Origin of the sequence: Bacillus sp. AP50, assembly GCF_040492675.1 — a bacterium.
GTDB classification, from domain to species: Bacteria; Bacillota; Bacilli; order Bacillales; family Bacillaceae_G; genus Bacillus_A; species Bacillus_A cereus.
This window is the reverse complement of sequence record NZ_JBEUTW010000146.1, coordinates 16,777-29,268: the sequence shown is the minus strand read 5'-3', so window position 1 is coordinate 29,268 and position 12,492 is coordinate 16,777. Positions and strand designations below refer to the sequence as shown.

The following is a 12,492-nucleotide window of genomic DNA, read 5'->3' as shown; positions in this document are numbered from 1 at the left end:
AGAACCCCCTCTTGAAGAGGGGGAATTCTAATGGACGTTGAGCTTCTTATATAAGAATGGGAAGTTGAACGCCCGTTAGAATGGGTTGTTAACAACAATTAATAAATATATATTAATTAACTGTTATATTTGTTTCTTATAGTTCATTGTAACTTATAAGATAAATACAGCTAGAAGGAGTGGGAACATGAAGAATTTTAAAATGGCACTATTAGCAATGGTACTAGTTGTGACTTCTGTACTATTTGCAGCTTGTTCTAACAAAGAAGAAGAAAAGAAAGCAGATGCAAAGACTGAAGAGCGCACTGTAAAACATGCAAAAGGGGAAATTAAAATTCCTGCAAACCCAAAGAAAATTGCTGACCTTAGTGGTTCAACAGAAGAATTATTAATTTTCGGTATGAAACCGGTTATTACTGCTAATACATCTCAAGAAAAAATTGATGCACATATTGAAAAGAAACTAAAAGACGTTAAACCAGTTGGTTCTGCTTGGGGCGATAAAATTAACATTGAAGCAGTAGCTGCTGCAAAACCAGATTTAATTCTTGTAAATAATCGTCAAGAAAAGATTTATGATCAATTATCTAAAATTGCACCAACAGTTATGTTAAACACTCCATTAGATCAATGGCGTCCAAAATTCGAAGAAGTAGGTCAAATCTTCGGTAAAGAAAAAGAAACAAAAGAATGGTTCAAAAAGTATGATGAAAAAGCAAGCAAATTACATGACAAAATCGTCGCTAAAACTGGTGAAGCAACATTTATGAAAATGGCTGCATATCCAAATGCTTTCCGCGTATATGGTGATTACGGTTACGGTAGCGTAATCTTTAATGATTTAAAACTACCAGCAGTTAAAGGTACACCAACTGATAAACCGTTAGTACAAGTACAAAAAGAAGCTTTAATCGATTACAACCCAGATTACTTATTCGTATTTACAACTGGTGACGGTTCTCAGCGCTTAAAAGAATTCCAAGAAGAATCAATTTGGAAAAACATGAACGCTGTTAAAAATAACCACGTATTTACAATTAAAAATGAAGACTTAAACAAAGGTTACTTCCCACTAGGGAAAGATATGATCTTAGACGAAGTTGCTGAATTCGTTTTAGGTAAATAATGTATAAAGGAAATCACTTTTACTTCGGTAAAGGTGATTTTTTCTTTTTATAAAGGGAATTAATACAGTCTTTCATTTCTTTCTGTTTCTCATTTCGTTTATAATATAAAGTAAGAATGTAGTAAAGAAAGGGGGATGTCGAAAAGTGGTATATTTAAACGACAAACTCAGCGAAACAAAAGTGTTTAAAGACCCAGTACATAAATATGTGCACGTGCGTGATCGTGTTATTTGGGATTTAATCGGAACGAAAGAATTTCAACGCTTGCGCCGTATTAAGCAGCTTGGAACGACATTTTTTACATTTCACGGTGCAGAGCATAGTCGCTTTACTCATTCGTTAGGTGTATACGAAATTATTCGTCGTATGATTGATGATGTGTTTGATGGCAGACCAAATTGGAATGCTGAAGATAGATTGTTATGTTTATGTGCGGCATTACTTCATGATGTCGGTCACGGCCCATTTTCTCACTCGTTTGAAAAAGTATTTTCATTAGATCATGAGAAATTTACGCAAAAGATTATCGTAGGCGATACGGAGATTAATGATGTATTAAGTCGTGTTGATAAGGAGTTTCCACAAAAGGTAGCAGATGTAATTGCAAAAACATCTACTAATAAATTAGCGATTAGTATGATTTCGAGCCAAATTGATGCGGATCGTATGGATTATTTATTAAGAGATGCTTATTTTACAGGCGTAAAGTACGGAAACTTCGATATGGAACGTATACTGCGTGTAATGCGTCCGTATGGGAATCAAGTAGTCATTAAAAATAGTGGTATGCATGCTGTTGAGCATTACATTATGAGTCGTTATCAAATGTATTGGCAAGTATATTTCCACCCGGTAACGCGAAGTGCAGAAGTTATTTTAACGAAGATTTTACACCGTGCGAAATCACTGCACGAGAAGTATTATACATTTAAAAATCATCCTGTTCATTTCTATTCTTTATTTGAAGAAGAAGTAACAGTAGAGGATTATTTAAAGTTAGACGAGAACGTTATGTATTACTACTTCCAAGTATGGCAGGAAGAAGAAGATTCAATTTTAAGCGATTTATGCCGCCGTTTTATGAATCGAAATCTATTTAAATATGTAGAGTTTACAGATAAACACGGTTTAGATAATTGGATGGAATTAAGTAGTTTATTTAAAAAGATTGGACTTGATCCGGAGTATTATTTAGTAGTTGATTCAACATCAGACTTACCGTATGACTTTTATCGTGCAGGAGAAGAAGAAGAGCGTCTACCAATCCTACTTCTTATGCCAAACGGAGAGCTTAGAGAGCTTTCACGTGAGTCAGATATTGTTGAGGCGATTACAGGTAAGAAAAGAACGGATCAAAAGCTATTCTATCCACATGATTTAATCTATGAAGATGGAAGAAAAGGAAAATATAAAGAGAGAATTATTGAGTTGTTAGAAGGAAAGAAATAAGAAGCAGCTAATGGCTGCTTCTTATGAAAAAACTTGAAATTATTTGTCACTTAAGCGTTTTCCGCCAACTGCATAATGGTTTTTAGACATTTCTTCGATGAAAACAACGATGTTTTCTTCAGGAGCACCAGTTGTTTCGCTTACTGCTGCTGTTACTTTCTCAGCAAGAGCTTTCTTTTGTTCTTCTGTGCGTCCTTCTAGCATTTTCACTGTTACGTATGGCATGTACAATCGCTCCTTTTATGTAAGTTACACTCTTATTATAGCGGATTATGGGGAAGAACAATCGAAAAAACAAATAATTTCTTTTTTTGACATATGGAAGAGGAGATGAAGCATGGATCAGTTATTTAGATACCCGTTGCACCAAATTCCTTTGGTAGCAATGGCCATTATTATCGCATTATCAGTTCATGAATTTGCACATGCATATGTAGCATATAAATTTGGAGACGATACAGCAAAGAGACAAGGCCGTTTAACGTTATCACCGATGGCACACTTAGATCCTATAGGTTTGATTGCAGTATTAATTCTTGGATTCGGTTGGGCAAGACCGGTTCCTGTTAACCCATATAACTTTAAAAGACCGCGTCTTGCAGGTATATTAGTTTCAATTGCAGGGCCGATTAGTAACTTAATTTTAAGCGCAATTGGTTTAATTATTTGGTATAGCTTAGTAAAATTTGGTGTATTATACTCAATTCCATCTGCAGTAGCAGATACGTTAGCTCAATTTTTCCAGATTTTTATTATGCTGAATATCGTTTTACTTGTATTTAACTTATTACCGATCCCGCCACTTGATGGGTATCGAGTTGTGGAAGATTTAGCGCCAGCAAATATTCGCGCGAAAATGACACAGTATGAAAAATACGGGGCAATTGCGTTATTAATTCTCGTTATTACACCGCTTAGTAATTACACAATTCAACCTATTTTCCAGGTAGTTATTCCGCATGTATTTGTATTTTTAGATAGCATCATTGCGCCTATTTTTGGCCTTTTATAATTTTTAAGTGAGGAGGATTTTACATATGACAGAGAAAAAGAAAAAAATCGGTTTTAATATTGTGAAAAATGATTCAACAGATGGACATGGTGGATTTGGTGTTGGGGCATTAAGCTTAGAAAACATTTCACCTGTATTTGTTGATGTACTAGAGAAAACTGCATTCGTTGATATTGGTGCGATGCACGCGCGTAGTACAGTAGAAAAAGGTATTAAGTTTTTAACAAATAAAGATGAAGTTCCAAACGGAAAACCATTTTGGCTTGTTTGGGTAACGATTGAAAGAACTGCGACAGGTGCGTATTATGCAGGTGTAACAGCTTGTGAAATGACAGTAGACCGTGAAATTCGCCGCGGATATAAATCACTTCCAGAGCACGTAAATAAAATGGATAAATCATTGAAGCGTCACATTATGGTTGACCATATGGATGAATCATCTAAAAAGGTACTTGGTACGTTCTTGAAAGAACATAATGAATCTATTTGGAACGAATCTAGTGAAGAATTGCGCCGTGCATTATTAAGTGAATAAAAAATAGCTGACGGATGCCCGTCAGCTATTTTTTTTACCAAGGAAGATATTTTTTCCACCAACTTGTTTTTTTCTTTTCTTCAGTCGTTTTTTCAAATTCTTCTTTATCATCGACGTGATCCATACAATATTCAGTCGGTTCGGTACCTTTAGCGAAATACATTTTCACAGAAATAGGACAATTTTTTGTAGCAATTTTACCGTTCTCTGGATTGATATTAACCGCTACGACGTCACTTGGTTGTTTAAATTCTTTTTTTGGTTGTCCCTCTAACCCTTTCTCCATCGTATCAGTCCATATTTTCTTCGCATATCCTTGTTCTGCTACGTTTGAAATAGATTTAGGTTGATCATATCCGACCCACACACCAGTTACGATTTGCGGAGTAAATCCGATCATCCAACTATCCGTTTCAGTAGAACCAGATTTGCCGGCATATGTTCTTGATAGTTTGGATAACATCGATTGACCAGTTACAGCAGCATAGCTGCTTAGTTTCTTATTAAACATACCAGTCATCATTTCTTCCATTACAAACGCTTTGCTCTTGTCGAGAACTTGTTTACTCTCTAAATGAGCATCGTATAATATATTTCCTTCATGATCCATAATGCGGCGAATGAAAGTAGGTTTTACTTCTTTTCCACCATTTGCGAACATGCTATAAGCGTTAACCATTTCAATTGGTTTTACTGGTGATGTACCAAGAGCTAGAGAAGGCACATCTTTTAATGCACTTTTAATTCCAAATTGTTTCGCTGTTTTTGCAAGCGCGTCATCGCCTAAAAACAAATTCGTTTTCACAGCATATATGTTATCAGAGACTGCGAGAGCTTGTGCCATCGTTACGAAATCATCTGCATAATAATCTTTATAGTTCTTCGGTTTATACTTTGAAACGCCGTCACCTAAGGTGAATACAGTATATTCGCTTTTTAAGCGCGTAGCAGGCGTGAATCCTCGTTCTAATGCCGCATAATATAGAAATGGCTTAAATGTAGAACCAGGCTGACGAATGGCTTGTGTAGCCCTGTTAAATTGACTCGTAGTATAATCAGTTCCACCAACAAGAGCAGCCACTTCACCTGTCTTTGGATTCATAGAGACGAGAGCAGTTTGTATGTTTGTTGTGTCAGGTATGTGATCTTTTACAGCTTGTTCTGCTACGGCTTGTAGTTTAGGGTCTAGCGTTGTATAAATTCGCAAGCCACCCCGTTGTAAAGCTTGTTCGTCTAATCCAACATCACGAAGGAGCGAAGCTTGTACAGCATCTTGGAAATATGGTGCGACCTCTGCTACTTTTTTCGTATCTAATGAGGCAAAAGTTAGTGGCTCTTTCTTCGCTAAGGCTGCTTGTTGCTTCGTAATATATCCTTGTTCTACCATTTCATCTAATATGAGAGCTTGTCGTCCTTTCGCACGATCCTCTTTCAAAAAGGGAGAATAGACACTTGGCCCTTTCGGGATACCTGCGAGCATACTAGCTTCTGCTAATGTTAACTCTTTTGCCGTTTTATCGAAATATAGACGGGATGCAGCTTCGATGCCATAAGCGCCATGTCCGTAATAAATTGTATTTAAATATCCTTCTAAAATATGATTTTTATTATAATTCACCTCAAGGCGAATTGTGTACATTGCTTCTAATAGTTTACGTTTCCACGTTTTATCATGATCTAAGTAAAGGTTACGAGCATACTGTTGTGTAATCGTACTAGCACCTTGGACTTTTGCCATCGCTTTTAAATCGGCAACAATGGCACCAGCAATACGTTTCATATCAAAGCCATGATGTTTGTAGAATCGTTGATCTTCAATAGATAGTGTCGCCTCTTTTACATAAGGTGAAATTTCATTAAGAGATACATTGTAACGTTTTTGCATTTCATTACTTTGTCCTATAACAGTGTCATCATTTGCGTAAAAGACGCTTGTTTGCGGGACCGCAACAGGAGGAGGTCCCATAATTTTTGCAACTATAATAATAACAAAAAAAGAAAAAACGAAGAAAAGGACGCAAGAAAACATTGCGGTGAAGAAAAGACGTTTATATTTTTTAAGTTTTGGATTCATAGTTTGATCCATCTTTTTTCAGCCCCTCATTAATACAAGCGTTATTGTATTAGTATTGAGGGTTTTCATTTATTTTAAACAATGAAATTTCGAAAATAAAAAAGCCCCTTCCATTAAGAAAGGAGCTCAAAGGCACGTGCTGGCCAATCAGTAATGATGACATCTACACCATAATCAATCATAGTTTGTAAATCTTTGTATTCATTAATTGTATATGGACGGAAAACATACCCTTGCTCTTGTGCTAACTGCACAAATTCTTTCGTTAATAACTGGAAGTTTGGATGTAATCCATTTGCTTCTCTATGTTTTGCTTCGGCAATTGGATCAGAAAGTGGTGTATCATATAAAATTGCTCTTGGGATTTCAGGAGCAATTTCTGCTAATAATGAAACAGAGTCATGGTTAAATGATGAAAATACAATTTGATTAGAAAGATGATATTCACGCACAAGTGCAACAGCTTTTTCCTCAATATTTGGGTAATGAATAACATCTGTCTTTAATTCAATATTTAGTTGTAAGTTCGTTGTGGAAAGCCAAATGAAAACCTCACGCAACGTTGGGATTTTTGCTTCATGGAAAGAAGGGTCTTTATAGCTACCAGCGTCCAATGATTGTAGTTCCTCTACCGTTTTTTCCGAAACAAGTCCAACGCCATTTGTTGTACGATCGACGGTTTCATCGTGAATTACGACAAGTTCACCATCTTTTGATAAGTGGACATCGAGTTCAATTCCGTGAGCGCCAATGCGTTCTGCTTCTTGGAAGGCAATCATCGTATTTTCGGGATGTGTTCCTTTTACTCCGCGGTGAGCGAAAATAAGTGGTTTACTCATGTGAAATTCTCCTTATTATCTCTTTTCTTTCATTATGAAACTGCTTTAGGGAAAATACAATTGAATATGACAAACATTTACAAAAGTCTAACAGTTGCACAAAAGTTAACGTTAACGTAAAATGTAATAATCAAGTGAAGGGAGGAATAAACATGTATAAAATTGATGAAGTAACAAAGCAAGTTGGTTTGACAAAACGTACACTTCGTTATTATGAGGAAATTGGTTTAATTCATCCCCCTGAACGTAGTGAGGGGAACATTCGCCTGTATACAGACGGGGATATCGCCAGAATTAAAAAAATTGTGGAAGCGAAAGAAGTGTTAGGAATTACGCTTCAAGAGATGCAGCATTTTTTATCGTTAAAAGAAAGAATGGAGCAAAGAAGAAATAGCGAAAACCCTCGTGATCGTGAAGTGATTCAAGAAATTAAAGATATGCTTGAAAAACAAGTGGAAACGCTAGACGAAAAAATGGAGCAAATGCAACGTGTAAAGGCAGAACTAGAAGATAGTTTACATCGTGCAGTAACATTTTTAGAGAACACAAAAGGAGAGTAATCAAAATGGAGAGCAAACAAAAACTAGGGAGATTGATTACAGTGGTGGCTACCTTCCTTGCCTTTTCGGGTATAGGGGTAGTTGACCCAATTTTGCCAATTATTGCTGAGAAAATCGGTGCAACGCATTGGCAAGTTGAAATGTTATTTACCGCTTATATTTTAACGATGGCAATCATGATGTTACCAGCTGGTATATTTGCATCGAGATTTGGTGATAAACGGATGATGACAATCGGTCTTGCGATTGTGACTGTATTTGCGTTTATATGCGGTATATCGCAAACGATTGCTCAATTATCTCTTTTCCGCGCTGGATGGGGATTAGGAAATGCGATGTTTTTTGCTACAGCAATGACGCTATTAATAGCATTAAGTAAAGAAGTTCATGAAGCAGTAGGATTATACGAAGCAGCTATCGGTTTAGGCATGGCTGGCGGACCATTATTAGGCGGGATATTAGGTGGTCATTCTTGGCGTTATCCGTTTTTCGCGACAAGTATTTTAATTTTCTTAGCATTTATTTTAGTATTCTTTTTTGTAAAAGAACCGGAGCGAAAAGTGGAGCGTAAGGCTGCTGGGGTAGGAGAATTACTTAACCTGGTGAAGTATAAACCGTTTATGCAAGGTGCGATTTCAGGAATGTTATACTACTACGGATTTTTCGTTGTGTTAGCATATTCACCACTTATTATGCATTTATCAGCTATTCAATTAGGCTTTGTATTTTGCGGATGGGGGCTCGCGTTAGCTTACGGTTCTGCAATTTTAGCACATAAGCTAGAAGGGAAATATGAACCAAAAACATTATTAAAGGGTAGTTTACTCGTATTTGCGATTTTCTTAATTGCACTATTCTTTGTGAAAATTATGTGGTTACAAATTACTCTTATCGTTTTATCAGGATTGGCATCTGGCTTAAACAATGCATTATATACAAGTTATGTAATGGATATTTCACCTTATGAAAGATCTGTTACGTCAGGTGTTTATAACTTTGTTCGTTGGTTAGGTGGTGCGATTGCTCCAATTTTATCAGGAATTATCGGTCATACTGTTTCACCACAAAGTCCGTTTTTAGTAGGTGGAATTGTTGTGTTAGTTGGTTGTATTATGATCCTAATTCCAATTCGTAAACCAGTAGAAATAGAGACAAAAGCCCTTTCTTAAGAAAGGGTTTTCTTTCCTTTTGCGGTGCAAACCCTTTCCGCACATATGTTAGAACCCTCTGACTAAAATATATTTTCGGTATTTTTGTACTTTTAACTATACATTTTGGATGTTTTGTTTTATTTTTGTTAGGGGACATTAATGATGTCCCTATTATAAATTTGCATTGAAAGGCGTGATTGTACGATGGAACTATGGTTCACTGAAAAACAAACAAAACATTTTGGGATTACGGCGCGTATTAACCGCACATTACATACGGAGCAAACAGAATTCCAAAAACTTGATATGGTCGAAACGGAAGAGTTCGGAAACATGCTTATTTTAGATGGCATGGTTATGACAACAGAAAAAGATGAGTTCGTTTATCACGAAATGGTAGCACACGTACCTTTATTTACACATCCAAACCCTGAAAACGTATTAGTTGTTGGTGGCGGTGATGGTGGTGTTATTCGTGAAGTGTTAAAACACCCAAGTGTAAAGAAAGCAACTCTTGTTGAAATCGATGGAAAAGTAATTGAGTACTCTAAACAATACTTACCATCAATTGCAGGCGCATTAGATAATGAGCGTGTAGAAGTAAAAGTAGGAGACGGTTTCCTACATATCGCAGAAAGCGAAAATGAATACGATGTAATTATGGTAGATTCTACTGAGCCAGTAGGACCAGCAGTAAACCTATTTACAAAAGGCTTCTACGCTGGAATTTCAAAAGCGTTAAAAGAAGATGGTATTTTCGTTGCACAAACGGACAACCCTTGGTTTACACCAGAACTAATTACAACTGTGTTTAAAGACGTAAAAGAGATCTTCCCAATTACTCGTTTATACACAGCAAACATTCCAACTTACCCAAGTGGTCTTTGGACGTTCACAATTGGATCTAAAAAACATGATCCATTAGAAGTAAGTGAAGAGCGTTTCCACGAAATCGAAACGAAATACTACACAAAAGAATTACACAATGCAGCATTCGCATTACCGAAATTTGTTGGGGATTTAATTAAGTAAGAGAATTGTATCAAACAAATAAAGTGTAAGTAGCTCATTTAAGGTGTTTGTCCAGAAGACTTGAACATGCTAGCTACTTACACTTCTGTAGAGAAAATCGTCTTCTTGTTGTTAAAAAGAAGACCCGGTAAATCGAGAAAGAGGAGCAATTCGCTCCAAATTTGAGAAATAGTGAAAGGTTGGGATACCTTAAGTTCCACATAAGGAGGAAAAGAATATGCGTTTTGATGAAGCTTATTCAGGTAAAGTATTTATTAAAAGTCATCCAAGTTTTGAAGAGTCAAAGGTAGTTATTTATGGGATGCCTATGGATTGGACAGTAAGTTACCGTCCGGGATCTCGTTTTGGCCCTGCACGTATTCGTGAAGTATCAATCGGTCTTGAAGAATATAGCCCGTATTTAGATCGTGAACTAGAAGAGGTAAAATATTTTGATGCGGGTGATATCCCATTACCATTCGGAAACGCACAACGCAGCTTAGACATGATTGAAGAGTATGTATCAAAACTTTTAGATGCCGATAAGTTTCCACTAGGTCTCGGCGGTGAGCACCTAGTGTCTTGGCCAATTTTTAAGGCAATGACAAAAAAATATCCGGATTTAGCAATCATCCACATGGATGCTCATACTGATTTACGTGAATCGTATGAAGGGGAGCCTTTATCCCACTCTACACCAATTCGTAAAGTGTGTGATTTAATTGGTCCGGAAAACGTATATTCTTTCGGAATTCGTTCTGGAATGAAGGAAGAATTTGAATGGGCGAAAGAAGTAGGTATGAACTTATACAAATTTGACGTATTAGAACCGTTAAAAGAAGTATTACCGAAACTTGCTGGCCGCCCAGTCTATGTCACAATCGACATTGATGTATTAGACCCAGCTCACGCTCCAGGAACAGGAACGTTAGAAGCTGGCGGTATCACATCTAAAGAATTATTAGATTCCATCGTAGCAATTGCAAATTCAAATATAAATGTAGTTGGAGCAGACTTAGTAGAAGTAGCTCCAGTCTACGACCATAGTGATCAAACACCAGTCGCAGCAAGCAAATTCGTGCGGGAAATGCTGCTCGGTTGGGTGAAATAAAAGTGAAGCCGACTGTTTAGACCCGGTGACTAAGGTTCTTTCCTGCAAAAGGTGCTTTTTACCTTTTGGCAGGGAAGGTTCTTAGACGCAAGGGTCTAGGAGGCGTAACTGGATAGTAATAAAAGCGGAGGCAGCTCGCTCAGAATCGCAGGTCATTGGAACGCTCGACCGAGAGTGTGAAATGGCTGGAGATTCTAGCCGCTGCAGCTAGATAAAATAAGAGCCCTCTATATGATTAGAGGGCTCTTATTTTGTCGTTATGTGTCGGTAAGTCGATATATTAAAAAAATCGCTGATATAATTCGAGTTGCGCCGATATATTAAAAAAATCGCCGATATAATTCGAGTTGCGCTGATATATTTAAAAAACCGCCGATATAATTTCATTTACCGTTACGCAACACAAAAAAAAGCTATTCTCAAACGATGGGAATAGCTCTTTTTCTTATGCAACCTTCTCTTCCGAAGTAACTCCGCGAATTTCATCAGCAGAGCGGATTGGATATTTACGGAACACAATAGATCCAATGTATCCGACAATAGTGGTAACGATTCCACATAGTACGGCAGCGATCGTTACTTTTATAACGTCATTAAATCCGAATAGGACAAGAAGACCTGGAATTGGTGATGCTGTTCCTGGTGCATTATTAACAAGCTGGAATAGCGATGTAATAATACCGGCAAGTGCACCGCCAACGAAATTTGTCATATAGATTGGAATTGGATTTGCTGAGACAACATCGGCTTGTGTTAAAGGTTCGATTGCTACAGCAATTGTATCTTTCTTTGAACAAATTTTTAATCGTTTAAAGAAAATAAAGTTCATCGGGGCTGAGGCCGCAACGGCAAGACTACCAATTGCCATAGGTAAACCTGTTAATCCAAGCATTGCAGTTAGTGCCATAGAACTTAGTGGAGAGGTAGAAATAACTGTTATTAATCCACCAAGCATAATACCCATAATGATAGGGCTTTCTGTAGTTGCAACTGAAATCATAGAACCGATTTTACCGAGTGTTGCGTTAACGAGCGGATCCATAAGCATTGCCATTCCGCGTGAGATTGGTGCAGCGATAAATAGGATTGCTAAAAATTCCACACCAGCTGGTAATTTCTTTTCGAGAAATTTCACGACGAAGGCACAAACGTATCCAGCGAAAAATCCTGGTAAAATACCGAATCCACTAGTAGCGATACCAATTAAAACAGCGTATACGGGGGAAACACCGATTGCTAATGCGACTAAAATCGCTGCTGCGACACCGCTCATACTACCGGAAGCTTCTCCTACTGATTGTAAAAAGTCATTATGAAACATTTCTCCACCTATATAACGGTGAAATGCTTCAATAAGAAAACTTGCAATTGCTGCATTAGCTAAAGCGCCCATCGCCTTCATTCCGTAAGGCGCACGGTAACTGAAAAGTGTAAATAGACAAAGTACAACAAGTAATAGTGCTAAACCTTGCAAGATAGCCATTTGAAAACTGTCTCCTTTGATTTTTGTAATAAAAATTCGTATCATTCAATAATAATATAAAAGTGTATGAAACGGAAAAATTTTTTCTTTGGAACTTGCTGTAAGAAAAAATCCCTTACAATAATGTAAGGAAAGTGTAA

General features: G+C 37.1%; 12 protein-coding genes. 8 read left to right on the top strand and 4 right to left on the bottom strand.

The annotated features are described in order from the left end of the window. The first annotated feature begins 187 nt into the window (after positions 1-187). A complete protein-coding gene (locus ABWK52_RS12845) occupies positions 188-1,126 on the top strand; it encodes an ABC transporter substrate-binding protein (protein WP_000787724.1) in 939 nt (312 codons plus the stop codon). Positions 1,127-1,271: 145 nt separating this feature from the next. After that, positions 1,272-2,576: an HD domain-containing protein gene (locus tag ABWK52_RS12840; protein WP_000262731.1), complete on the top strand. Its 1,305-nt coding sequence runs from the start codon at positions 1,272-1,274 to the stop codon at positions 2,574-2,576. 39 nt (positions 2,577-2,615) lie between these two features. Here ABWK52_RS12840 and ABWK52_RS12835 read toward each other — a convergent pair whose 3' ends face one another. After that, positions 2,616-2,801, bottom strand: a complete 186-nt coding sequence (locus tag ABWK52_RS12835; RefSeq protein WP_001147171.1) for a 2-hydroxymuconate tautomerase — start codon at positions 2,799-2,801, stop codon at positions 2,616-2,618. 112 nt (positions 2,802-2,913) lie between these two features. Between ABWK52_RS12835 and ABWK52_RS12830 the strand changes: the two genes are divergently transcribed. After that, on the top strand, positions 2,914-3,588 hold the full coding sequence (locus tag ABWK52_RS12830; RefSeq protein WP_000372455.1) for a site-2 protease family protein: 675 nt from the start codon (positions 2,914-2,916) through the stop codon (positions 3,586-3,588). Between the two features lie 25 nt (positions 3,589-3,613). Further along, positions 3,614-4,123 carry a YwhD family protein gene (locus ABWK52_RS12825; RefSeq protein ID WP_000136679.1) on the top strand — a complete coding sequence of 170 codons (510 nt, stop codon included), beginning with the start codon at positions 3,614-3,616 and terminating at the stop codon, positions 4,121-4,123. A 34-nt stretch (positions 4,124-4,157) separates the two neighbouring features. Here ABWK52_RS12825 and ABWK52_RS12820 read toward each other — a convergent pair whose 3' ends face one another. Together ABWK52_RS12820 and ABWK52_RS12815 are read right to left on the bottom strand one after the other, a co-directional pair. After that, positions 4,158-6,209, bottom strand: a complete 2,052-nt coding sequence (locus ABWK52_RS12820) for a transglycosylase domain-containing protein (protein ID WP_000372967.1) — start codon at positions 6,207-6,209, stop codon at positions 4,158-4,160. A 101-nt stretch (positions 6,210-6,310) separates the two neighbouring features. Next, positions 6,311-7,036, bottom strand: a complete 726-nt coding sequence (locus tag ABWK52_RS12815) for a glycerophosphodiester phosphodiesterase (RefSeq protein WP_000042788.1) — start codon at positions 7,034-7,036, stop codon at positions 6,311-6,313. Positions 7,037-7,188: 152 nt separating this feature from the next. Between ABWK52_RS12815 and ABWK52_RS12810 the strand changes: the two genes are divergently transcribed. The 4 genes from ABWK52_RS12810 (at position 7,189) to speB (ending at position 10,869) form a co-directional block, all read left to right on the top strand. Further along, positions 7,189-7,596, top strand: a complete 408-nt coding sequence (locus ABWK52_RS12810) for a MerR family transcriptional regulator (protein WP_000276578.1) — start codon at positions 7,189-7,191, stop codon at positions 7,594-7,596. Positions 7,597-7,601: 5 nt separating this feature from the next. Next, entirely contained in the window at positions 7,602-8,765 is a 1,164-nt protein-coding gene (locus ABWK52_RS12805) for an MFS transporter (RefSeq protein WP_098541779.1), read from the top strand. Between the two features lie 186 nt (positions 8,766-8,951). Continuing rightward, entirely contained in the window at positions 8,952-9,779 is an 828-nt protein-coding gene (gene speE, locus ABWK52_RS12800) for a polyamine aminopropyltransferase (RefSeq protein ID WP_000424696.1), read from the top strand. Between the two features lie 217 nt (positions 9,780-9,996). Further along, a complete protein-coding gene (gene speB, locus ABWK52_RS12795; protein ID WP_098541782.1) occupies positions 9,997-10,869 on the top strand; it encodes an agmatinase in 873 nt (290 codons plus the stop codon). Between the two features lie 445 nt (positions 10,870-11,314). On the opposite strand, the gene ABWK52_RS12790 is transcribed toward speB, so the two are convergent. Further along, a complete protein-coding gene (locus tag ABWK52_RS12790) occupies positions 11,315-12,352 on the bottom strand; it encodes a PTS sugar transporter subunit IIC (protein ID WP_000996328.1) in 1,038 nt (345 codons plus the stop codon). Between the last annotated feature and the right edge of the window lie 140 nt (positions 12,353-12,492).